Annotated in this window: 26 protein-coding genes; 11 read left to right on the top strand and 15 right to left on the bottom strand. The window is 32.0% G+C overall.

Annotated elements, in window-relative coordinates; genetic code table 11:
- Positions 1-62: 62 nt before the first annotated feature.
- Entirely contained in the window at positions 63-506 is a 444-nt protein-coding gene (locus H8K90_RS00740) for an Lrp/AsnC family transcriptional regulator (protein ID WP_186844034.1), read from the top strand.
- Here H8K90_RS00740 and H8K90_RS00735 read toward each other — a convergent pair whose 3' ends face one another.
- Genes H8K90_RS00735 through H8K90_RS00720 form a run of 4 tightly spaced genes read right to left on the bottom strand, consistent with a single transcriptional unit; the run spans position 507 to position 3,830 of the window.
- Positions 507-1,250 (bottom strand): DJ-1/PfpI family protein, encoded by a 744-nt coding sequence (locus tag H8K90_RS00735; RefSeq protein WP_186844033.1) that lies wholly within the window; start codon positions 1,248-1,250, stop codon positions 507-509.
- Positions 1,247-2,218 carry a YpdA family putative bacillithiol disulfide reductase gene (locus tag H8K90_RS00730; RefSeq protein ID WP_186844032.1) on the bottom strand — a complete coding sequence of 324 codons (972 nt, stop codon included), beginning with the start codon at positions 2,216-2,218 and terminating at the stop codon, positions 1,247-1,249. The genes H8K90_RS00735 and H8K90_RS00730 overlap by 4 nt, the downstream gene beginning before the upstream one ends.
- Before the next feature lie 9 nt (positions 2,219-2,227).
- Positions 2,228-2,605: a VOC family protein gene (locus H8K90_RS00725; protein ID WP_186844031.1), complete on the bottom strand. Its 378-nt coding sequence runs from the start codon at positions 2,603-2,605 to the stop codon at positions 2,228-2,230.
- A gap of 1 nt (position 2,606) precedes the next feature.
- Positions 2,607-3,830 carry an MFS transporter gene (locus H8K90_RS00720; RefSeq protein WP_186844030.1) on the bottom strand — a complete coding sequence of 408 codons (1,224 nt, stop codon included), beginning with the start codon at positions 3,828-3,830 and terminating at the stop codon, positions 2,607-2,609.
- Between the two features lie 233 nt (positions 3,831-4,063).
- Here H8K90_RS00720 and H8K90_RS00715 point away from each other — a divergent pair, with 233 nt between their 5' ends.
- Complete coding sequence (locus H8K90_RS00715; protein ID WP_186844029.1) at positions 4,064-4,663, top strand: DUF1684 domain-containing protein; 600 nt, start codon at positions 4,064-4,066, stop codon at positions 4,661-4,663.
- A gap of 35 nt (positions 4,664-4,698) precedes the next feature.
- Here H8K90_RS00715 and crcB read toward each other — a convergent pair whose 3' ends face one another.
- Positions 4,699-5,064, bottom strand: coding sequence for a fluoride efflux transporter CrcB (gene crcB / locus H8K90_RS00710; protein ID WP_186844028.1), 366 nt, complete (start codon positions 5,062-5,064; stop codon positions 4,699-4,701).
- 101 nt (positions 5,065-5,165) lie between these two features.
- Positions 5,166-6,188, bottom strand: coding sequence for an SRPBCC family protein (locus H8K90_RS00705; RefSeq protein WP_186844027.1), 1,023 nt, complete (start codon positions 6,186-6,188; stop codon positions 5,166-5,168).
- Between the two features lie 96 nt (positions 6,189-6,284).
- Between H8K90_RS00705 and H8K90_RS00700 the strand changes: the two genes are divergently transcribed.
- The gene (locus H8K90_RS00700) at positions 6,285-8,324 is read left to right on the top strand and encodes a dipeptidyl-peptidase 3 family protein (protein ID WP_186844026.1); all 2,040 of its coding nucleotides are present in this window, start codon (positions 6,285-6,287) and stop codon (positions 8,322-8,324) included.
- Between the two features lie 170 nt (positions 8,325-8,494).
- Here the strand turns inward: H8K90_RS00700 and H8K90_RS00695 are convergent, their stop codons facing one another.
- Positions 8,495-9,007 (bottom strand): fasciclin domain-containing protein, encoded by a 513-nt coding sequence (locus H8K90_RS00695; RefSeq protein WP_186844025.1) that lies wholly within the window; start codon positions 9,005-9,007, stop codon positions 8,495-8,497.
- 129 nt (positions 9,008-9,136) lie between these two features.
- Here H8K90_RS00695 and H8K90_RS00690 point away from each other — a divergent pair, with 129 nt between their 5' ends.
- The 3 genes from H8K90_RS00690 (at position 9,137) to H8K90_RS00680 (ending at position 12,198) form a co-directional block, all read left to right on the top strand.
- Positions 9,137-9,691, top strand: coding sequence for an RNA polymerase sigma factor (locus H8K90_RS00690; protein WP_186844024.1), 555 nt, complete (start codon positions 9,137-9,139; stop codon positions 9,689-9,691).
- Between the two features lie 2 nt (positions 9,692-9,693).
- Positions 9,694-10,479, top strand: a complete 786-nt coding sequence (locus H8K90_RS00685; protein WP_186844023.1) for an anti-sigma factor — start codon at positions 9,694-9,696, stop codon at positions 10,477-10,479.
- 231 nt (positions 10,480-10,710) lie between these two features.
- A complete protein-coding gene (locus tag H8K90_RS00680; RefSeq protein WP_186844022.1) occupies positions 10,711-12,198 on the top strand; it encodes a pyridoxal phosphate-dependent decarboxylase family protein in 1,488 nt (495 codons plus the stop codon).
- 27 nt (positions 12,199-12,225) lie between these two features.
- On the opposite strand, the gene H8K90_RS00675 is transcribed toward H8K90_RS00680, so the two are convergent.
- From H8K90_RS00675 to H8K90_RS00640, 8 genes are all read right to left on the bottom strand, one after another.
- Positions 12,226-13,128 (bottom strand): TIGR01777 family oxidoreductase, encoded by a 903-nt coding sequence (locus H8K90_RS00675; protein ID WP_186844021.1) that lies wholly within the window; start codon positions 13,126-13,128, stop codon positions 12,226-12,228.
- Between the two features lie 69 nt (positions 13,129-13,197).
- On the bottom strand, positions 13,198-13,806 hold the full coding sequence (locus tag H8K90_RS00670) for a phosphoribosylanthranilate isomerase (RefSeq protein WP_186844020.1): 609 nt from the start codon (positions 13,804-13,806) through the stop codon (positions 13,198-13,200).
- Positions 13,803-14,588, bottom strand: coding sequence for an indole-3-glycerol phosphate synthase TrpC (gene trpC, locus H8K90_RS00665; RefSeq protein WP_186844019.1), 786 nt, complete (start codon positions 14,586-14,588; stop codon positions 13,803-13,805). The genes H8K90_RS00670 and trpC overlap by 4 nt, the downstream gene beginning before the upstream one ends.
- A 78-nt stretch (positions 14,589-14,666) precedes the next feature.
- Positions 14,667-15,662 (bottom strand): anthranilate phosphoribosyltransferase, encoded by a 996-nt coding sequence (gene trpD, locus H8K90_RS00660; protein ID WP_186844018.1) that lies wholly within the window; start codon positions 15,660-15,662, stop codon positions 14,667-14,669.
- Between the two features lie 70 nt (positions 15,663-15,732).
- Positions 15,733-16,299 carry an anthranilate synthase component II gene (locus tag H8K90_RS00655; protein ID WP_186844017.1) on the bottom strand — a complete coding sequence of 189 codons (567 nt, stop codon included), beginning with the start codon at positions 16,297-16,299 and terminating at the stop codon, positions 15,733-15,735.
- Positions 16,300-16,698: 399 nt separating this feature from the next.
- On the bottom strand, positions 16,699-18,099 hold the full coding sequence (locus H8K90_RS00650) for an anthranilate synthase component I family protein (protein WP_186844016.1): 1,401 nt from the start codon (positions 18,097-18,099) through the stop codon (positions 16,699-16,701).
- Between the two features lie 257 nt (positions 18,100-18,356).
- On the bottom strand, positions 18,357-18,926 hold the full coding sequence (locus tag H8K90_RS00645) for a YceI family protein (protein ID WP_186844015.1): 570 nt from the start codon (positions 18,924-18,926) through the stop codon (positions 18,357-18,359).
- A 2-nt stretch (positions 18,927-18,928) separates the two neighbouring features.
- Positions 18,929-19,387, bottom strand: coding sequence for a MarR family winged helix-turn-helix transcriptional regulator (locus tag H8K90_RS00640; protein ID WP_186844014.1), 459 nt, complete (start codon positions 19,385-19,387; stop codon positions 18,929-18,931).
- 102 nt (positions 19,388-19,489) lie between these two features.
- Between H8K90_RS00640 and H8K90_RS00635 the strand changes: the two genes are divergently transcribed.
- The 5 genes from H8K90_RS00635 to H8K90_RS00615 all read left to right on the top strand — a co-directional run bounded on the left by H8K90_RS00635 (position 19,490) and on the right by H8K90_RS00615 (position 23,654).
- Positions 19,490-20,035: a TlpA family protein disulfide reductase gene (locus H8K90_RS00635; protein WP_186844013.1), complete on the top strand. Its 546-nt coding sequence runs from the start codon at positions 19,490-19,492 to the stop codon at positions 20,033-20,035.
- A 7-nt stretch (positions 20,036-20,042) separates the two neighbouring features.
- Positions 20,043-20,654 (top strand): thioredoxin family protein, encoded by a 612-nt coding sequence (locus H8K90_RS00630; RefSeq protein ID WP_186844012.1) that lies wholly within the window; start codon positions 20,043-20,045, stop codon positions 20,652-20,654.
- A gap of 123 nt (positions 20,655-20,777) precedes the next feature.
- Entirely contained in the window at positions 20,778-21,095 is a 318-nt protein-coding gene (locus tag H8K90_RS00625) for a rhodanese-like domain-containing protein (protein ID WP_186844011.1), read from the top strand.
- 16 nt (positions 21,096-21,111) lie between these two features.
- Positions 21,112-21,522, top strand: coding sequence for a rhodanese-like domain-containing protein (locus H8K90_RS00620; RefSeq protein WP_186844010.1), 411 nt, complete (start codon positions 21,112-21,114; stop codon positions 21,520-21,522).
- Between the two features lie 140 nt (positions 21,523-21,662).
- Positions 21,663-23,654 carry a protein-disulfide reductase DsbD family protein gene (locus H8K90_RS00615; protein WP_186844009.1) on the top strand — a complete coding sequence of 664 codons (1,992 nt, stop codon included), beginning with the start codon at positions 21,663-21,665 and terminating at the stop codon, positions 23,652-23,654.
- The last annotated feature ends 214 nt before the right edge of the window (positions 23,655-23,868 follow it).

Here is a 23,868-nt window from a genome sequence, read left to right as displayed (position 1 = left end):
ATATTAAAGTAAAATTGTATATTTACTTTAATTATTGTGTTATTATTACTTAATTACTTTAAATGAGTGTCGATAGTTTAAATTGGAAGATTTTGAAATGCTTACAAGAGAATGCGCGCATGTCTAATGTGGAGATTGGAAAGCGTGTTGGAATAAGTTCACCTGCTGTTAGTGAGCGCATTAAGAAGATGGAAGATGCCGAGATTATACAAGGATATACAACCTTAGTTTCTCCTTTTGAATTGGGTTATCAACTTAAAGCATTAATTACAATTCGCGCTTTTATGGGAATGTTAAAACCATTCCTAGAAAAAGTCAAAACTTACGATGAGGTTCTCAATTGCTATAGAATTACTGGTAATGAAAATATTGTAATGGAAGTCGTATTAAAAAACCAAAAACATTTAGAATCATTTATTGATCAATTAATAACATATGGTGAGTCTAAAACGCAAATTGTGCTGTCTCATGTGGTTAAACATAGTGAGGTAAAACCTTTAAAATAATCACTTTATTATGATGTGAGGAACATTTTCTAAATTCCAATCAATCACTAATCCTCCTGCTAATGACTCAGCAATTTTTTTTCCGTATAAATGTTCGGTTAAATATAGAGCAGCTTCAAAAGATTTAGCACCACCAGCCGAGGTAATATACTTACCATCGTGCACAAATAAGACATCTTTTCTTATGTCTAAACTTGGGAACATTGTTCGCATTCTATCAATATCACTTGGAAAAGTTGTGGAGACTACATTATTGAGTAAACCAGCTTTGGCTAAGACAAATGCGCCATCGCAATGCGAAGTGATAAATTGTGCTTCTTTATCTACTTTGCGGACAAAATCTAACATAGCGTCATCTTCTAAATCTGTATCTAAATGATGTTCGGCACTTGGTACAACCAGAATATCAATTTTTGGTATTGAATCATTCACATAATTATAATCTGGTAGTAAGCGCATGCCTTCAAAAGTAGTAATGGGTTGATCTGTATTTGCAACTGTAAATACATTCATCGCTTTAATGCTATCTCTAAAAATAGTATGCTGAAAAATATCAAAAGGAGCAGTGAGTTCCGTGTTGAATGTGCCATCCATTATTAAAAAGGCAACATTATAGCGGTTAGGCTCTAACTTCGGAAATACTTTAACAATAGCATCAGCATTAGGTTGATTTGATGGCTTTTTGTTTGAAGAAGTACAGCTTCCTAAAACAATTAATAGAATAAGTAATATTGTGTTTTTCATATTTTAGATTGTATATTTTTTGCTATGATCTTAGCGTGTATTCGAGAATTTTCTATAAACCATTTATGAGTTTCCATACCACCACAAACAACTCCTGCTAAATAGAGACCATTAATGTTAGATTCCATAGTTTCGGGATTATATGTCGGTATTTGCTTAACATCATTAGAAAATGTAATTCCAGAATGTTTTAGGAATTCAAAATTTGGTCTATAGCCCGTTAATGCGATAACGTAATCATTTGGAAGTGTTATTTCTCCTTCTGGAGTACTCACTATGATGTTATCTGGTTTAATTTCTTTGATTTCAGAATTGAAATATGCTTTAATACTGCCTTCCTCAATTCTATTGAGAATATCTGGTCGTACCCAGTATTTAACACGTTCTCCAATAGTTTCACCTCTAATTATCATTGTCACATTTCCTCCTTTTCTATAAATCTCTAAAGCAGCATCAACAGAAGAGTTACTTGCACCTACCACAGCAATATTTTGAAGAGTGTAAGGATGCGCTTCTTTGTAATAATGTGTAACTTTCTCTAAGTTTTCACCTGGTACGTTCAATAGCTTAGGGATATCATAAAAACCTGTCGCAATTATGACTTTTTTAGACTGATATATTTTTTTATCAGTTACTACTGTAAATCCATTACCATTTTGTTTTACAGTATCTACCTTTTCATATAAACTGATGTTTAGTTTATTAGATGTTGTAACTCTTCGGTAATACTCTAAAGCTTCATTTCTTGTTGGTTTTGGATTATTACTAATAAATGGAATCTCATTGATTTCTAATTTTTCTGAAGTAGAGAAAAACGTCATATTTAAAGGGTAATTAAACAAAGAATTAGTCAAAGACCCTTTTTCTATAACGGTATAATCCCAGTTATGTTTTTTACATTCTAATGCACAGGCAATACCTATTGGTCCAGCACCAATAATGATAACGTCTTTATTAATTTTATCCATTCAATTAATTTAATTTACTCTCCAAGGTGGATTTTTTCTGTTTTTTCCGGCATAGAAAATTATAAGCTTATGACCATCAGGATCTGTTAGATTAATATCTGTCCACAGCCAAGATTGTTCTGTAATTTCGGTATTAAAAGTAATACCTTTTTGTCTTAAGTCTAAAACTGTTTTTGAAAGATTATCAACTTCAAAATACAGTGTTATTTTATTTCCCTCAGGAAGTGAATCAACCTTGCTAATTGAAAATGTAGATTCTCCATCCGGACATTCTAACCTTACATACCTTGGTAATGCATCAACGATTAGTTTTAAACCTAAAGTTTTATAAAATTCAGTTGACTTTGCAACATCTAATGATGCTATTGTAACTTGATTTAGATTCATATTAATACGTGTTATAGTCTTTAGATACTTTTAATCGTTTAAATAAATAGATGGTAAGGAAACTTGCAATAATTAAAATGATAAACATCACATTCCATGTAGTTTCAAAACCATATTTGTCAATAATATTCATACTAGCGTTATGACCAATAATATGCGAAAATGAAAAGCTCATACTAAATAGTCCCATATACGTACCTTTTCGACCTTTAGGCGCCATGTCTAAAGCTAATGCACTAGCAAATGGTGAGCCTATCATCTCACCTAATGTCATTAAAATCATTCCGATGATTAGTATGCCAAACCAATGAGACATGTTTAAAATGATAATACTAAAAGCAAGTAAAATTATACCCCAAAAAGTAGCCATGGTCTTAGATAATTTAAGTCTCTCTAACCAACTAATTAATGGCATTTCTAGGATAACAATCATTGCTCCATTCAAAAACATTATCCAGCCAATTATATCTTCAGTTAATCCATATTCACTTTTATAAAATAGTGGTATGGTAGAGAAGTATTGCACAAACGCAATACTGTTAATAAGCATAATTAAAAATAGTAGTAGAAAAAGATTGTTCTTTAAAGGCCTAACACCTTCTTTTATAACAATTGGTTTTTCTTTTTTCTTATTAGCTTTTTTCGGCTTTAAGCCAAATAAAAGTATAAATGAAGCAATAACACAAGTTATACCATCTACCCAAAAAATTGAATTATAGCTTACTTTGGCAATTAGTAGACCACCAAGTACTGGGCCAATTGAGAATCCTAAATTTATGGCAAGTCTAATAAGACCTATATTACGTGTGGTATCTTTATCGTCACCATAAACATCTGCGGCCACAAATACACCAGGTCTATATACATCTACCGCAAACATTAAAACAAATACGCCAATACACATGCCAATATAGGAGCCTATAAATTGTAATAAAATAAAACCAATTCCTCCAAAAAATAACGATAGAACTATGGTTTTATAAAACCCTATTTTATCTGTTAGAATTCCTCCTATATAGTTCCCCAAAAGAGATCCAACTCCGTAGCAAGTCATAATCATACCTACTTGTGGTAAAGTAAAACCTTTATCGCTCACCAAATAAATAGATAAGAAAGGAATTACCATGGCACCTGCTCTGTTAACGAAGGTAACAAAAGAGAGAATCCAAATTTCTGGAACAAGTCCCTTAAAGGAATTTACGTAGTTGGCATAAAGTTGTTTCATGTTGGTCGTTGTTATAAAAATAAAAAGTCCGACGTTAACGTCGGACTTTTAAATATTGTTTAATAGTATATATGTATAGCTACAATAGATAATGCGTCCGAATGTATTCCGAAGAATTCACACAGGTTTGCTTTGTATATCTAATTACTTGTAACATTATTTTTACTTAATTATACTTCAAAGCTAAGATAAAATTTGATAAATCGTACTTTTGAATTCTAAAATAATTTGAAATGAAGAATTTGTTTTTACTTTTTATACTTGTTCTTTCTATTAGTTGCGCGCAAGAAAAGACAGTTTTGAGCGGAGAAACTAAATGGCAAAAGAAGATGAATGCAGATTTTAAAGACGCTTCAAAATCTCCTTTAAAAGATAAAGATAGAAAGACATTTACTGGTCTAGATTTTTTTAAGTTTGATTCTAATTTTGTGGTTAAGGCAATTTTAAAAAGAACTCCAGATTCTGAATGGTTTAACATGAAAACTACAGATGATAGACTTTCTAAAGAGCGTATTTACGGAGTTTTAAGTTTCAAATTAAAAGGTAGAAAATATGAATTAAATGTATATCAAGGAGAAGAACTAATGAAAACGGAAGGTTTTACAGACTATTTGTTTTTACCTTTTTTAGATGATACAAATGGAACATCAACTTACGGTGGAGGTCGTTATATAGATTTAAGAATACCTAATGGAGACGTAATAGAATTAGATTTTAACAAAGCTTATAATCCATACTGCGCATATGACGAAAAGTACTCTTGCCCAATTGTTCCGCGCGTAAATTATTTAGATATCGAAGTTAAAGCAGGAGTAAAGGCGTTTAAGAAATAGTTTTGTTAAAAGTTATCTTATCTAACACCTAACACCTATTTCACCAAATATATACCAGTAAAAACTGCTAAAAAACCAACCACAAAACTAGCAATTGTGTATAGCGCAAAACTGGTAAAGTCACCAGATTTTAAAAATACATGGTTCTCATAAGCAAAGGTCGAAAACGTCGTAAAACCACCACAAAAACCTGTAGCCAATAATAAAGTCTGATTCTGTGATAAAGTTTCATTTTTTGTAGCTAGTCCTAGTATAATACCAATAAGTAAACTTCCTATAATGTTAGCGGCAAATGTGCCATAAGGAATGCCCGTTTCAGAATTATTGAGCCATTTACCAATTATAAAACGCAGAACACTACCAAAGCCACCACCAAGAAAAACTAATAAGAGTTGTTTCATTTATTCTATACTCTAATAAGAGTTAACTGTCAGTTCGAGCGTAGTCGAGAACCAACTTAATTTATTTGCATCTCGACTATGCTCGATGTGACAGAAGAGAACTATTTCACAGCCACATAAATCTCAGTAAGCCATTCAGCAGGATTTGGTTGTTGCATAGGATCCGTAATATAGGTTTCTAACATTGAGCCACCTTCTACCATTTTCAGATTATTATCTGCGATGTATTTCATTGTGGCTTCCCATGCTTCTTTTAGATTATCGTAATTTCCTTTTAAAACTGTTCTAACAGCTCTAAAGGATTCTAACTTACCAGTTAAAATTCCAGGTTCGTTAGAAACTATTTTAGAGTTAGTAGGTACAGCACACGAAAAGATAACAGCATCATTTTCTTCATCCCATTTATGATATAAAATAAAAGGTGGTCCTGCCATAGTTACATTATGTGTCATGGCATAAGCACCAACTTTTGGTAACATGGCTTTCATGTTTTGTTCAAACTCACTGAACTTACAAGACGTTGTATTGTAAAGATAATAACCACCACTGTGTTGCGTTACGCCTTCAACATTAATACTATACACTTTCATTTCTGCTTGTACAACACTATCTAGTTTAAATAAACCACGTTCAAAATCTGGTCCTGTTGTAGACTCAATAGAGCCAGCAAAAGTGGTAAAAAGTTTGGTCATAAAATCTTGTTTACCCTCCATATGCCAAGTTACTTTAGTGCCTTCTTCCGAAGGTTCAAAAGTCCAATCAATATTTGCATTCGCTTCAAAAGGCTTTATAAATTCAATTTTTTGATTTATTGAATTGTTGGCAACAGTCTCTAATGTAGTCATTGATCCTTCTCCTAAAACTTCACCATTCCAACTGTAACTAGCATCTTTTCCAACGGTATTATCCGAATAATTAAGTGTAGCTTCTTTGTCTTGTTCTAACCACGGAGAAAATTCTGGCCATTGCTTAAAATCATTGACTTTATTATAAATAATACTTGCAGGAGCTTCAATAGTGCGGCTTCGGTTAAATTTATAATCGTTAGGTTGTACTGCAACGTAAATAGACAGTCCTATCACCAGTATAAGCAATAGTAATAAGATATATTTAAGGATTTTCATTGTTAGATGATATTAGATGTTTATCAAAGATAGCAATTTTATGATATGTGATATAAATATTACATTTGTGAGAATTCAATAAAAACTAATTTATACATGAAATTAAAATCAATATTTACAATCTTTCTTATTGCTGTTTTTGCTTTGTCCTGCAAAGATGATAGTAAACAAGCTGCAAAAGATGAAGCAAAAGTTACTGCTGAAACAAAGTTTGACTATAATGTAGAGCAATTCGCGGACATTAAAATTTTACGTTATCAGATACCAGGTTGGGAAAACTTAAGTTTAAAAGAGCAAAAATTAGTGTATTATTTAACTGAAGCTGGTTTGGCTGGTCGTGACATAATGTGGGACCAAAATTACCGACACAATCTTAAAATTAGACATGCTTTAGAAAACGTATACACTACCTATTCTGGTGATAAAACGTCTGATAATTGGAAAGCATTCGAAGTATATTTAAAGCGAGTATGGTTTAGTAATGGTATTCATCATCATTATTCTAACGATAAGCTTAAACCAGATTTTACAAAAGAATACTTAAATGAACTGCTTTTGGCAACTAATACAAAATTAGATGGTGCTGCCTTAGATGTTATTTTTAACGATGAAGATTCTAAAAAAGTAAACCAAGCAAAAGGCGTTGATAATGTAGCTTTGTCTGCCGTTAACTTTTATGGACCAAATGTTACCAATAAAGATGTAGAAACCTTTTATGGTAAAATGAAATCACCAGATCCTACTAAGCCTTTATCTTACGGATTAAATTCACAATTAGTAAAAGAAAATGGTGTTTTAAAAGAACGTGTATATAAATCTGGTGGTTTATATGGATCTGCAATAGATGAAATTGTAAAGTGGTTAGAAAAAGCACAAGGTGTTGCAGAAAATCAAGCACAAGGGGATGCCATTGGGTTATTAATACATTATTATAAAACAGGAGATTTACAAACATGGGACGATTATAATGTGGCTTGGACAGCTGCAACTGATGGAAATGTAGATTATATTAACAGTTTTATAGAAGTTTACAACGACCCATTAGGTTATAGAGGCTCTTATGAAACTATTGTACAAATCAATGATTTTGATATGTCAAAAAAAATGGCCGTACTTTCTGAAAATGCACAGTGGTTTGAAGATAATTCACCTTTAATGGATGAGCACAAAAAGGATAGCGTGGTAGGAGTGACTTACAAAGTGGTAAATGTTGCAGGTGAAGCTGGTGATGCCTCTCCAAGTACTCCAATTGGTGTAAACTTGCCAAATGCAAACTGGATTAGAGCTGCAGTAGGAAGTAAATCTGTGTCTTTAGGAAACATTATTAATGCTTATGCTAATGCAGGTAGTTCTGGTCGATTAAAAGAATTTGTGCATGATGATGAAGAGTTACAGCTCGAAGAAGAGTTTGGCGGTTTAGCTGATAAATTACACACTGCTTTGCACGAAGTAATTGGGCATGCATCTGGGCAGCTAAATCCAGGTGTAGGTGAGACCAAAGAAACACTTAAAAATTATGCATCTACTTTAGAAGAAGGTCGTGCAGATTTAGTTGGTTTGTATTATTTATACGACACAAAACTGCAAGATTTAGGCTTAGTTGAAGATTGGAAGAAAGTTGGTATGGCAGCTTACGATGGTTATATAAGAAATGGTTTAATGACACAATTAATTCGATTAAACCTTGGTGACGATGTTGAAGAAGCACACATGCGAAACAGACAATGGGTTTCTGCTTGGGCTTTTGAAAAAGGAAAAGCGGACAACGTTATTGAAAAAGTAACTAGAGACGGAAAAACATACTTTAATATTAACGATTATGAAAAGTTACACGAACTTTTTGGTCAATTATTAAGAGAAACTCAACGTATAAAGTCAGAAGGAGATTATGCGGCAGTTGAAGCCTTAGTAGAGGGTTATGGTGTAAAAGTAGATCAGGCAATACATGCTGAGGTTTTGGATCGTAATAAGCAATTTACATCTGCACCTTATAGTGGTTTTGTAAATCCGGTTTTAGTGCCAGAAATGAATGATGCTGGAGAAATTACTGCTATTAAAGTAACACAGCCAAAAGGTTTCCCTGAGCAAATGTTAGAATATAGTATAAACTATAGCAATTTACCTAAAGTGAATTAGTATTGAGACCTTTTTAGAAATTAAAAAGCACTTACATTTTTTGTAAGTGCTTTTTTTTGCAATTTTATCTCTAAAATTGCGTCGCTATCAATCAATCACAATCAACTAAAACATAATTAATAAGGAGGTCGTAATATTTGTTAATAACACTAATTAAATATTATAGCTTATTATTTTGGCATTACTACAGTGTCGATAATATGGATTACACCATTATCAGCAGTGACATCTGTACCTTTGATTTCACTATAATTTCCAGCAGCATCTTTTAACCATATTTTTCCATCTTTAGACATCACTGTGAGTATTGTTCCATTTAAGGCTTTAATCTCAACTTTTCCTTTACCTTTTTTTAATGCTGCAACAACATCGCTAGCCATTAATTTACCAGGAATCACATGATAAGTTAAGATATTTGATAAAGCATCTTTGTTTTCTGGCTTTAGTAAATTTGCTAAAGCGTCTTTATCAATTTTAGCAAAAGCATCGTTAGTTGGTGCAAAAACTGTAAAAGGTCCGTCTCCTTGCAAGGCTTCAACTAAATTTGCCGCTTTTAAGGCAGTTACTAAAGTTGAAAAATCTTCATTTCCTGCAGCTACATCTACAATGGTCTCTTGAGCAGCTACTGTGTTATTAAATGTTAAGGCTACGAATGTTGTTAAAATAAACATTAATTTTTTCATGATTTCTTTAAATTATTGGTTAAACTATTTATGCACTTATTTCGTTTTTGAAGTGCTTTCAATTATATTTACACAGTCATGTTTGCTCTGGATGAGCAATATTTTACTTTTAGGAAATCTTTAACATTAATGCAAAACGATAACACACTTATTCAACAATTAAAAAGTAAGGATGAGCGTGCGCTATCAATTCTATACGATAAGTATTCTGGAGCTATTTATGGGGTAATTATAAAAATGATACGCGATGAAGGCAAAGCACAGAATATTTTGCAAGATACGTTTATGACAGTTTGGGATAAAGCCGAAAATTATGATGCTAATAAAGGCCGTTTTTATACTTGGGTGTACCGTATTGCTAAGAACAAAACGTTAAATGTTCTGAGAAAATCAGATCCATTCATCCAAACAGATGATTTTAGTGTATATACTAATAAAAAAGAAGATATTAGTATAGATTCGGAATATTTAGAACTTAATGGTGCTGTGAAACAGCTAGAAGACCACCACAAAGAAGCGATTGAACTTGTATACTTTAAAGGATTAACACATAGAGAAGCTCACATAGAAATGGATGTGCCTCTAGGAACGTTTAAATCGTACGTGCGCCAAGCCTTGAAGCAGGTTAGAGAAATATACTCTAGGACTTTAAGTCTCATAATACTAATACTAAATGCGCTATGAAGATGGATAAGAAGACGCTGTTAGAAGATGGATTATTAGAGCAATATCTGCTTGGGCAACTCAACGCAAATGAGTGCGATCAGATAGAGAAAATACTTGCGTCTGATGCTCAACTTAGAGCTCAGTTCGATCAATTAGAACTAGATTTTGAAACTATTGGTTTAGAAAATGCCATTACACCTCCTACAGTAGTAAAAACAGAATTATTAGATACTATAAAAACGACTGAGAAGAAGGTTACAAAAGTCGTTTCTTTATCGAAAGAGCGTCCTAATAAAATGTATTTAGGAATAGCGGCAAGTATTGCTGCGTTATTGATGTTAAGTAGTATTTGGATGTTTTCGCAACTTAATAAGGTACAAGAAGAATTACAAATTGTAAAGTCCGATAATACAGAACTTAACTCCACTATTGAAAATTTAAACGTGCAATTAGAGGAAAGCAATGTGGCTTATAATGCCATTGCCAATCCAGATACCGAACAATACATTTTAAAAGGTAATGACTTAGCGCCAGATGCTAAAGTGGTAAGTTATGTTAACCATAATACAAAAACGGTAATTGTAAACTCCGAGCGTTTGCCAGAATTAGATGCTGAACACGATTACCAAATGTGGGCAGATGTAGAAGGAGAAATGATTAATATGGGCGTGATTTCTAAAAATAAAACCCTAATGGCAATGACGTACATTGACCATGCAGAATCACTTAATATTACCATAGAGCCTGCTGGTGGAAATGATCACCCAACCGTTGAGCGTTTAGTGACCAATGTGTACCTGAGATAATCGCCATGTTATAACTTATATTGAACCGAACCAACTAAATAATCTAAATGTTATTTAATTTTTGGGAATCTGTTTTTATTAAAAATTATGTAATTATTGAATATATGTAAAGTTTAAGCTTACACAATTTATTCTTTAATTGTATTTGGTTGAGAAGAGTGTGTAATATAAAGTATTCTAATTTGAGTTGTTATATCAATATAAAATAATATTATAAAACCTATATAAACAATGGATAATCGACAAAACTCAATAGAAATTAATAAGGAAGATTTTCAAAAAATGGGTTACCAACTCATTGATACCATTTCTGAGTTTTTAGATACTATTTCAGAGAAACCAGTGACCACATCTCAGTCACCAAAAGAATTACAAGATATACTAGGTCAGTCATCTCTGCCAAAAAAAGGAATACCAGCAGACCAATTATTAAAATCTACATCGAAATTATTGTTTGAAAATTCGTTGTTTAATGGTCATCCTAAGTTTTTTGGATTTATAACTTCATCTGCAGCACCAATCGGAGCACTAGCAGATTTATTAGCAGCTTCGGTTAATCCAAACGTAGGTGGCCAAATTTTGAGTCCGATGGCAACAGAAATAGAAAAGCAGACTATTAGTTGGTTGGCAGAATTTATTGGAGTCTCTCCAAGTTATGGAGGTGTTTTAGTAAGTGGTGGTAACATGGCAAATTTTACAGCGTTTTTAGCAGCAAGAACAGCGAAAGCACCGAAAAGCATCAAAGAGAATGGATTATCAAATACAACTAAACAAATAATTTCATACTGTTCTAAATCTACACATACATGGATAGATAAAGCCGCTATTTTATTTGGTCATGGTAGCAAATCGATACGTTGGATACCGACAGATACTTCCAATAAAATGGATATGGTGAGTTTAGAGCAAACTATAAAAGCAGATTTAAAGCTAGGACATCAGCCTTTTATGGTTGTCGGTACTGCTGGAGATGTAAGTACAGGTGTTGTAGATAATCTCGAGGCAATTGGGGCTGTTTGCAAAAAGTACGATTTATGGTTTCATATAGACGGTGCTTATGGAGTACCTGCGGCTGTTATAACCGAATTAAAGGAAACTTTTAAAGGGATAGAAAAAGCGGATTCAATAGCCTTAGATCCTCATAAATGGTTATATAGTCCGTTAGAAGCAGGTTGTACTTTAGTGAAAAACCCTAAACATCTCATAGATACTTATAGTTCTCATCCAGAGTATTATAATTTCAGTTTAACGGAAGAAGGAGGTTCTCTAAATTACTTTGAATATGGGCTTCAGAATTCTCGTGGTTTTAGAGCCTTAAAAGTTTGGCTAGCTTTACAACAAATAGGAAGGGATGGTTATGTAAAACTTATTAAGGAAGATATTGCCTTATCAGAGTACTTCGCGAAATTGGCTGAACAGCATGCAGAATTAGAAACTATAACTCAAAATTTGAGCATTACTACAATGAGGTATATTCCAAAAAACCTAAATCTTATTGGTGAAGAAAGAGATACGTATTTAAATACTTTAAATGAAACATTGGTAAATACAATACAGGCTGGTGGACAACTATTTTTATCTAATGCTATAGTCGACGAAAAATACTGCCTAAGAATCTGCATTGTTAATTTTAGAACAACAAAACAGGATGTCGAAGAAAGTATCGAAATCATTATTAATGAAGGTAAAAAAGCCCACAATGCCTTACTTTCAAATTAAGGTTTTGCTTTCATAGGTTATTGATTACTACAATATATCCTCTAAAGCAGGTCTCAAATTAGCATACTTAAAATGAAAACCTTCAGCTTCGGTTTTTTGAGAACTGACTCTTTGACTTTCAAATAATAAAATATGCATTTCACCTAGGACCAGTTTCATGGCAAATTTCGGAATGTTTGGTAAAATTAATGGACGTTTTAAAACGCTTGCAGCAGCTTTAGTTAATTCCTTATTACTAACAGGATTTGGTGCAACACCGTTATAAATACCTTCAAAATTATTTTGAACAGCAAATACGAAGAGTGATGCTAAATCTTTAACATGAATCCAACTTTGCCATTGTTTACCGCTACCAAAAGCTGCTCCTGCTCCATATTTTATAGGTTTAACTATTTCGGGTAAAGCACCTCCATCTTTTGCTAATACAAGACCAATTCTAATTTTTGCAACTTTACAGCCTAAAGCCTTAAAATCATCAACTGCGGCTTCCCATTGATACACTACTTTTCCTAAAAAGGATTCTGAAACTTCTGTATTATCTTCTTCATAATAGTTAACTAAACTTGTTGGATAAATACCAATAGCACTAGCAGAAACCACTTGGTCTATCTTATAATTGTGCGTTTTTATAGTATTTGATAAAAGCTGTGCTGTTTTAGTTCGGCTTTCTAGAATTTCTTTTTTATAATCGTCAGTCCAACGTTTAGAAATAGATGCACCAACCATATTTATAATGGTTGTAACACCTTCAAAGCATTTGTGGTCTATTAGATTTTCTTTAGGATTCCAGTAAAAGCCTTTGTAGTTAGCTTCTGTGCTGAGTTTAGATTTAGAAGTCGTGAGGTAATTAACCTTTTTACCCTCTGCATGACATTGTTTTACAATTTCCTGCCCTATTAATCCTGTCGCTCCTGTAATTAAAACTGTCATTTTTTGCTTTTTATGTAAAGATACGAAAGGGCAAAAGTGCTAAACGAGATTTTAGATTGGATTTAACGTTTAAAACGTTTTTTTAAATTGTTTTAACAATTCAACATCTTTTAGACCTGGTTCAATTTCAAATTTACTATTTACATCGATGGCATAACAATACTTAGATTCTTGTCTTTTTAGGAATGACTGAACATTTTTTACATTGTTTAATCCTATGCCACCACTCAAAAAATAAGGCTTAGTAGATGGATAATCCTTTAATACTTTCCAATCAAAGGTGTAACCATTACCACCTGGTAATTTTCCTTTGGTATCGAATAAATAATAATCGCAGACATCTTCATAGTCGTTTAAAACAGAAAAGTCAAACTCATCCTTTATTGAAAAGACTTTGATGATGTCTTTTTTTGTAGATTTTAAAAGTCTACATGTTTCTGAAGATTCGTGGCCATGCAACTGAATAGCATCTAGTTTATGTTTTTCAATTTTAGCTACAATAACTTCGACACTTTCATCTACAAAAACACCAACCCGTTTAATAGATTTTGGTAGCTCTGGAATTGTATCTTCAAAATTTCTAGGTGAGTTTTCGTAAAATATAAAACCAAGATAGTCTGGTTGCAGTTTTGCAACTTCAGCTATATTGAGTTTCATGCCACAGACTTTTAGCTTCATGATTCTAAGTTTTTAATAAAGTTTGCTGCACTATCTCCAGGTAGCTCTGTCTTCATAAAGTTTTCACCAATTAAAAACCCTTTGTAGCCATAAGGTTGTAATTCTTTTATAGCGTTTACAGTACTAATTCCAGATTCTGAAACCTTTACAAAGTCATTCGGTATTAGTTTACTTAGTTTTTTTGAAGTTTCTAAATTGACTTCAAATGTTTTAAGATTTCTATTGTTAACACCTAACATATCTAATGATGGCATAATAGATTTATGCAATTCTTCTTGGTTATGAACTTCGAGCAAAACATCGAGATTGAGACTTTTAGCTAATTCTGAAAATTGTTTAATTTCCTCTCTAGTTAGTATGGCGGCAATCAATAAAATAACATCGGTGCCATAGGCTTTGGCTTCAATAATTTGGTAATCATCGATGATAAATTCTTTTCTAAGAAGTGGTAGATTAGAACTCGCTCTGGCTACTATTAAATCGTCAAGAGAGCCACCAAAATACTTGCCATCTGTAAGCACTGACATACCACAAACGCCAGCTTTTTCATAGCCTCGTGCTACATCTTGAACGTTTAGACTTTGATTGATTACAGATTTAGATGGTGAGCGTCTTTTGTGTTCTGCAATGATTCCAGATTTACTATTTATTAAGTTTTGAGCAAGTGAATTTGTTTTGCGTTCAAATAAAACAGATTGCTCTAATTGAAATAATGGAATTATTGATTTACGTAATTCTACTTCCTTGCGTTTATCTATTACTATTTTGTCTAATATGTTCATCTTTATTTCTGTAAAGTAAATAATAGTTTGATTATATTGATGTTTAATAATGAGTTCTTGAAACTTGTTTGGGTGACACTACACACCACTCAACTCAATAAGTTTACTTAAACTCTCCTTTGCCTTTCCGTTCGCTAAAGATTCTTTGGCTATTTCAAAACCTTCTTTATGAGAAATTTGTTTTACCGTTGCTATTGCCAAACCAGCGTTTGCACAAACTACATCGTTTTGTGCTTCGGTGCCTTTCCCATCAATTATATTGGTAAAAAGTTTTGCTGCTTCTTTTACTGTATTGCCGCCAAAAATAGCCGTTTGTTCAATTTGAGAAACTCCTAAATCTTTAGGTTCAAATAATGTTTCTGTTGCGTTAGAAATTACTTTAGTTTTTCCTGTTAAAGAGATTTCATCGTATCCATCTAAAGCGTGGACGACAGCATAATTTTTATCAGTTTCTTGGTACAAATAACCATAAAGTCTTAATAATTCGAGATTAAAAACACCAACCATTTGGTTTTTAGGAAATGCCGGGTTTACCATTGGTCCCAACATATTGAAAAAGGTTTTTACGCCCAATTCTTTTCGTATTGGAGCTACATTTTTCATTGCAGGATGAAATAGTGGAGCGTGTAATACACAAATACCGGCTTTGTCTATACTTTGTTTTAAAAAGTCAAGGTCATTTGTAAATTTAATCCCTAAATATTCCATAACATTAGAAGAACCACATGCAGAAGATACTCCATAATTACCGTGTTTGGTTACATGAATTCCGGCTCCTGCAGTTACAAATGATGATAAGGTAGAGATATTAAACGTGTCTTTTCCATCGCCTCCTGTACCACATAAATCAATGGTATTGTAGTCATCTAAATCTACAGGAATACAAAGTTCTAAAAGTGCATCTCTAAACCCTCTAAGTTCTTCAATAGTTATACTTCGCATCATATAAACAGTAAGAAAAGAGGCTATTTGACTTTGATTGTACTTGCCTAGTGATATATTTACCAAAACGTCTTTAGCTTCCTCTGTTGAGATACTTTCTTGGTTGATTAATCTGTTTAGTAGTTGTTTCATGTTAATGCCTGCGAAAGCAGGTATCTTATTAATTAAACTTTAATTCATAATAATGTGTGGAATGACGACACTAATTATTCACCCAATTCTCCAATATCTTTTTACCATTTGGTGTTAAAACAGATTCGGGATGATATTGTACACCCTTTACGTCATACACTCTATGTCTTAAGGACATTATCTGTCCGTTTTCATCAAATGATGTGGCTTCTAAACTTTCAGGTAAATTTGTATTTACAACCCAAGAATGATATCTGCCAACTTCAAAAGTTTTGCCAAGTCCATCGAAGAGTTTTTCATCGTCCACAGAAAGTGTAACATTAGTAGATACACCATGATAAACGTCATCTAAATTTTGAAGAGAGCCACCGAAGACTTCACCAATAGCTTGTTGTCCTAAGCATACACCTAAAATGCTTTTGGTTGGAGCATAAGTCGCAATAATTTCTTTTAATAAACCAGCTTCATCAGGAATTCCTGGACCTGGAGATAACACTATTTTATCAAAAGCATTGACTTCGTCTATAGTGAGCTTATCATTTCTTTTTACAGTCACGTCACAATCTAAATCCTCTAAATAGTGAACTAAATTATATGTAAAACTGTCGTAATTGTCTATTACTAATACTTTTTTCATGTTTACTTCCTGCGTATGCAGGAATTTTTTTTAATTAAACTTCTTTTTTTCTGTTCATTTTGTCTTTAAACAAAACGAATCAAAAATTCAAAACGATATGTTAGGAAATTGCTAAAGCACCATTCGCTTTCAAAGCTGCATGCTTTAAGCTGTGCTTCGCAGTTCCGCTTCTACGCTCTTTATTTCTAAAAATCGTTGATTCCGACTGCGTCGAAAATTGGGATATTAACCTTTCCTCGTTTTGTTTCTTCCCAAATAATATTTTAATTTTTTCTTACTTCTTACTTCTTACTTCTTACTTCTTACTTCTTACTTCTTACTTCTTACTTCTTACTTCTTACTTCTTACTTCTTACTTCTTACTTCTTACTTCTTACTTCTTACTTCTTACTTCTTACTTTCAAATTTCCTTTGCCTGCTCAATCGCCTTTGTTAAAGCTCCAAGCTTATTATATACTTCTTGTAATTCGCTTTCGGGATTAGATTTGGCTACTAATCCTGCTCCTGCTTGCCAGAAGAGTTTATGATTTTTACTGAGAAACGTTCTAATCATTATTGCATGATTAAAGTTACCTTTAAAATCCATAAAGCCAATAGCTCCGCCATAAAACCCTCTACTTGTTTTTTCGTATTTTTCTATCAATTGCATTGCCATATGCTTAGGTGCACCACTTAAAGTTCCGGCAGGAAACGTATCTGCAACGACTTGCATAGTATCTGTGTTTTTATGAATGCTTCCTGTAACTTTACTAACCAAATGTATAACGTGTGAGAAAAATTGAACTTCTCTATAGTTTTCTACAGTAACATTGCTACCATGTCTGCTTAAGTCGTTTCTAGCTAAATCAACTAACATCACATGCTCGCTATTTTCTTTGTCGTCCGCAATTAATTTTTCTGCGAGCTCAGCATCTTTTAAATCATTACCAGAGCGTTTAAAAGTGCCAGCAATTGGGTGTATTTCTGCTTTACCATCACTAACAACGAGTTGTGCTTCTGGTGAGCTACCAAATATTTTAAAATTACCATAATCGAAATAGAATAGGTAAGGGGAAGGGTTGATACTTCTTAAGGCTCTATAGACATTAAATTCGTCTCCACTAAATTCTTGCGAGAATTGTTTTGATAATACTAATTGAAAAACATCACCTCTTGCACAATGCTTTTTTGCTAGTTCTACATGCTGTTTGTATTCGTCATCTGTAAGATTAGATTCAATAGTTCCTTTTGGCTTAAAATCGTAAGAAGCGTATTGTCTTGTTTGTATTAATTGAAGAATTTCATCAATATTATTTTCAGTATCAAAGCAATGCGCAAAAATGTAGGCTTCATTTTTAAAATGATTTATGGCTATGATGTTTTGATAAACGGCATAATAAATTTCTGGAATGTCAATTGCTCCATCTTTTTTAGATATTTCAATATCTTCAAAATATTTTACAGCATCATAAGCTGTATAGCCAAAAATACCGTTATTGATAAACTTAAATTCTTCGTTAGAATCTACTTTAAATCGTTGGGTAAACTTGTGAATTTCATCTATCACACCAACAGTATCAGCAAAATTACTTTTAGAACTACCATCTGGATAGGTTTGGTGAATTACATTTCCTTCTACCTTAATAGAAGCAATAGGATTACAGCAGATGTAAGAAAAACTATTATCGTTAGCATGATAATCACTACTCTCTAATAATATACTATTAGGAAATTTATCTCTAATTTTTAAATAGATACTAACAGGAGTAATGGTGTCTGCCAATATTTTTTTGTAATGTGTGTATAAACTAAATGTTTTCATATGTTTAAAATTAAAAAAGGCTTGTCGTGAATGACAAGCCTTTTTTTATATTATTACATACCAAGGGTTACTTCACGAACATGAGTTTGAGAAATTCCACCACCAAGTATTGTTTATTGTTGTTTTCATTTGAGTGTCAAATATAGAAATGAATTTTTGTATTTCAAACTTTATTTAAAAAAAGATTCCTGTAGTGATATTTATATATCTCAACAGGAATCAAAATCTAAATGTGCTATTAATTAATTCTAGGGTTATTAAAACTTTAGAGTTACATCTAGATCAAACTCATCATAAATTGCTTTATCTTTTAAAGTTTCTAAAAGTGATGGAGATTTATAAGTTATTTTATGTTTTGTTCTATCAATTTTAAGACTTGCTTTAGCAGAGTTTTCGGTAACTGTCATTGGAAACTCTATGGCTTCAGTAATTCCTTTAATTGTAATATTCGCTTTAACATTATATTCTTTACCATTTGCTGATGCAGATGTAATTTCTAATGTTGCTGTTGGGAACTCTTCAACACCAAAAAAGTCATCAGATTTTAAATGCCCATCTAATTTGCCTTTGTAATCGCCTTTTAAATCTGTAGTATTTATTGAGGTCATATCTATTGTAAATGTTCCACCAGTTAAGGTTTTATCATCAAATACTAAAGCACCACTTTTTAAGTTTATTGTTCCGGTGTGTTCTCCACCAACTTTATATCCTTTCCATACTACTGTACTTTCTTTAACTTTTATAGTTTTTTTAGAAAGGGTTGTGTAAGACATAAATGATAATGCTAATATTAATAACATTGCAATTTTTGATTTTTTGTTTTTCATAATTATTGATTTTTCAGTTTTATTAAAAGTTTATTTAATTGAATTAACTCATCTGGAGTTAAGTTTTTTGTTAATTTTTCTTCAGTAGAGTGTATTATTGGGTCAACTTTTTTTAAAGTTTTTAGCCCCAAATCTGTAATTACAATTTCTACCTTTCTTCTGTTAGTTTTGCATATGGTTCGTCTCACAAATTTTTTCTTAATAAGTTTATCTACTAGTCGTGTAGTATTACTCATTTTACTAATCATACGCTCTTGTATATCTTGTAAATTGATAGGTTTTCCTTTCTGACCTCTTAATATTCTTAGAACATTAAACTGTTCTAGAGATAAATCAAAAGGTTTAAGCTCTAATAATAAATCGTCTTTAATCCAAATGTTTGTAAGAAAGATGTTGATTACCGTCTCTTGAGATAATGGAAATTTTGCGTTGGATTTTAATATTTTATTTAATTCTTTCATATACAATTGTTGTATATACAAATGTATATATATTATCTAAATAATTAATTAATGTTTTGTTAAAAATTAAGAGTTGAAGCATTTGATTAATAAATTTATGATATGAAATATATGCCACTTTTAGTTTTAATGATTTTTATGTCATGCAAAAATGAATCAACAACTACTGAAGTTGCAGATTCAGAGACAGAAGGAAAGGAAGTTAAAGAAGAAAAAGTAATACCTAATCGTAAATTTAAAATTTATGATTATGATGGTTTAGAGCCTTTAATTAATAAGGTAGATGATAAAGTCCATGTTGTAAACTTTTGGGCAACTTGGTGTGCTCCATGCGTAAAAGAACTACCTTATTTTGAGAATATTAACGCAAAGTATAAAGAGGATGGTGTAGAGGTATTACTTGTGAGTTTAGACTTTCCAAAAGATTACGATTCTAAATTAATACCGTTTATTGAGAAACATCAATTACAATCTAAAGTAGTAGCTTTTGATGATACTGATCAAAACCGTTGGGTGCCAGCAATTAATAAAGATTGGTCAGGAGCATTACCGGCAACTATTATATATAAAGGTGATAAACGTCATTTTTACGAAAAATCATTTACAAAGGAAGAATTAGAAACTGAGTTAAAACAATTTTTAAAATAAATAAATCATGAAAAATTTAAAATTACTTGCAGTTGTATTATGCGTGTTTACACTTTCTGCTTTTACAACAATAACAGATGGAGACGGCTATAAAGTTGGTGATGTGGCTACAGATTTTAGTTTAGAAAATATAGATGGCAAAATGGTGTCTTTGGCCGATTATAAAGATGCCAAAGGCTATATTGTTATCTTTACATGTAATACTTGTCCTTATGCTGTAGCATATGAAGATAGGATAGAAGCATTAAATAAAAAATATGCTGATAAAGGATATCCTGTAATTGCAATAATGCCAAATAACACAGATGTTAAGCCTGGTGATAATATGGAAGCGATGCAAGCAAGAGCCAAAGAAAAAGGGTTTACCTTCCCATATTTAATGGATAAAGGACAAAAAATTTACCCACAATATGGGGCAACAAAAACACCGCATGTATATGTTCTTGAAAAAACAAAAAAAGGAAATGTTGTTAAGTATATTGGTGCAATAGACAATAATTACAAAGATGCGGCTGCAGTTACTGAAACTTATACAGAAGATGCTGTAGATGCCTTATTAAATGGTGGTGAGGTTAAAACAAAGACAACCAAAGCTATTGGCTGCTCTATTAAAGTATAATAACTGAAGTTCTCTTAGTTGGGGAATTATGTTAAAAATTGAATCCGAAGTGTAACACTTCGGATTTTTTTACGTCTATATCATAAGGAAATGTTAATTTTGCGACAAGTAATAAAGAAGATTATGGCAGATTTATCGCAAGAAGATTGGACAAAACAACTAGAAGAAGACAATAATTCAGTTGTTTTAGATGTGAGAACACAAGAAGAAGTTGACGAAGGAATTATTCCAAACGCACTTCATATAGATATTTATAAAGGTCAAGGTTTTATATATGAGCTTGAAGAGCTAGATAAAACTAAGAATTATTACGTGTATTGCAGGTCAGGTGGTAGAAGTGGTCAAGCCTGTGCAATAATGGCTCAGTTAGGTTTTAATAAAGCTTATAACCTAGTTGGAGGATTTAATGAATGGCAAGGAGAAGTTGCCAACCAAGAATAATTTAATTTAAAAAATTATGAAAAAGCTAATTGCAATTTGTTGCCTTTTTGTAGTAACGAGTTTTTATACTAGTTGTATAGATAGTAAAATTGAAAATGCAGAAGTTAAATTAGTAACTGCAGAGGAAATGGAATCTATTTTAGAATTAGAAGATGTACAATTAGTTGACGTCCGCACGCCAAAAGAACACGAAGAAATTCGCATTTCTAATTCGCAAAATATAGATTTTCAATCTCCAACTTTTGATGAAGATATTGAAAAATTAGATAAAGATAAACCCGTTATTTTATACTGTAGATCAGGAGGAAGAAGCGCGAAATGCGCTAAAAAAATGAAAGACGCAGGATTTAAAAAGATATATGATCTAGATGGCGGTATCTCAAAATGGAAACATTCCGACAAAATAAAGATTGAGGTAAAGTCTTAAAACATATACTAAACCGAACTATTAGTTCGGTTTTTTTATTCCTAAAAATTAATTGAATTTCTTAAGGTTTTTATAAATTAGGCGACAGTTAATCATTAATAAGAACACTTCAACTACATTTGTGTTTTAATGCTTTATTTATGACAATTAAGAAAGTTGTACTGCTTTGCCTGCTGGCATTTTGTTTTTCATTCAATTTATCTGCTCAAGAATTAGAACCTGTAAAATGGGAGACTTCTGTTGAAAAAATTTCTGATACTGAATATAACTTAGTTTTTAAGGCTGCAATTGAGAAAGGCTGGTATATGTATTCTCAAGAAGAACCTGAGGGTTTAGGACCATATCCAACTTATTTTGAATATAGAAATCAAGACGGTAATTACAAACTTATAGGCGAAACTTTAGAACCAAATGTAAAACCTAAATTTGATAAAGTTTTTGAGATCGACGTTAAGAAGTTTGATGGTGTAGCTCAGTTTAGTCAGCGCATATCATTGTTAAATAAAGAATTAAGCATTGTTGAGGTTAATGTAACTCATCAAGTATGTGATGATGCTAAATGTATTATGCAAGATTTTACGTTTAATTTCTCTTTAGATGGAACCGCAATAAAAGAGAAAGTTATTGAGATTGATGATAAGAGTAAGCAGTTATCTGAAGAACTTAATCTAAACGTTACGGGTTGGGATAAATACGAAAAACAATCAGTAGAAGGTAAAAGTTACTTTGGTATATTTCTACTTGGGTTTTTAGGTGGACTTATAGCCTTACTAACTCCTTGTGTTTTTCCTATGATTCCATTGACAGTTTCTTTTTTTACAAAAAGTTCTGGTGACTCTAAAAAGGGATTATTTAACTCAGTTTTGTATGGTCTATTTATCTTTTTAATTTATGTGTTGTTAAGCATTCCTTTTCATGTCATGGATTCTTTAGATTCTGGCATTCTAAATACCATTTCAACCAACGTTACTCTTAATATAATATTCTTTATCATTTTTGTAGTTTTTTCATTTTCATTCTTTGGTTATTTCGAATTGACATTACCACAGTCTTGGAGTGCAGCAATGGATAATAAAGCCAATAAAATAGGTGGTATAATGGGCATCTTTTTTATGGCGTTAACTTTGGCCATTGTATCCTTTTCTTGTACAGGTCCTATTTTGGGAGGCCTTCTTGGCAGTACTATGGCTTCAGATGCAAGTGCTATGCAATTAAGTATGGGAATGGGTGGTTTTGGACTCGCTTTAGCATTGCCTTTTACATTGTTTGCTATGTTCCCTAAATGGCTAAATTCTTTACCAAAATCTGGTGGATGGTTAAACACTGTAAAAGTGGTTTTAGGTTTTATAGAATTAGCTTTAGCACTTAAGTTCTTATCTAATGCGGATTTGGTAGAGCATTGGGGGATTTTAAAACGTGAAATCTTTATTGGTCTATGGATTATAATTGCGATTGGGTTGGCTTTATACATCTTCGGAAAAATTAGATTTCCACATGATAGTCCTTTACAAAAACTAAGTAAGTATAGAGTTACAACTGGAATATTATTAGTGGCATTTATTATTTACTTAATTCCAGGATTAACTAATACCAAACATGCCAATTTGAAACTTCTCAGTGGATTTCCGCCACCAATGTTTTATAGTTTGTATGATAAATCGTCGGATTGTCCTTTAGATCTTAATTGTTATAAAGATTTAGACGAAGGCATTACCGCTGCAAAAGCAGAAAATAAACCTATTTTATTAGACTTTACAGGATGGGCTTGTGTTAACTGCAGAAAGATGGAAGAACAAGTGTGGAGCACATCTCAGGTTTATGAAATGTTGCAAGATAATTATGTAATTATATCACTCTACGTAGATGATAAAAAAGAATTACCAGAAGCTGAGCAATTTCAATATCTAAGAACTAATGGAACCATAAAAAATATTGAAACTATTGGCGATAAATGGGGAACATTACAGACTATTAATTTTCAGAATAATTCTCAACCTTTTTACGTGTTATTAGATGAAAATATGCAATTATTAAATACAACTAACGCATACGAACCTAATGCCGATGCTTATTTTAATTGGTTAAAAGTAGGACTAGAAAATTTTAAAAATAAACCTAAATTTAAGTTTTAAAATACTTCTAAATATCGCCTACAAAAGGTTTAATCCATATTAATGTTGAACGAAATAAACTAAATTTTAGCTAACATTATTTTTAATAGGATTTACCTTACTTTTGATAGTTTATAGGTTTTCTTGAGAGTCTTTTTATGTATTGTAAAATATTTAAAATCAGTTACATTCGAAGAATTATATCACTTAAACAGAAGAACATTACATTACATCT

This window comes from Winogradskyella echinorum, assembly GCF_014297365.1.
Taxonomy (GTDB): Bacteria; Bacteroidota; Bacteroidia; order Flavobacteriales; family Flavobacteriaceae; genus Winogradskyella; species Winogradskyella echinorum.
Note: the sequence above shows the minus strand (reverse complement) of the source record. Positions and strands in the feature narration are given on the sequence as shown.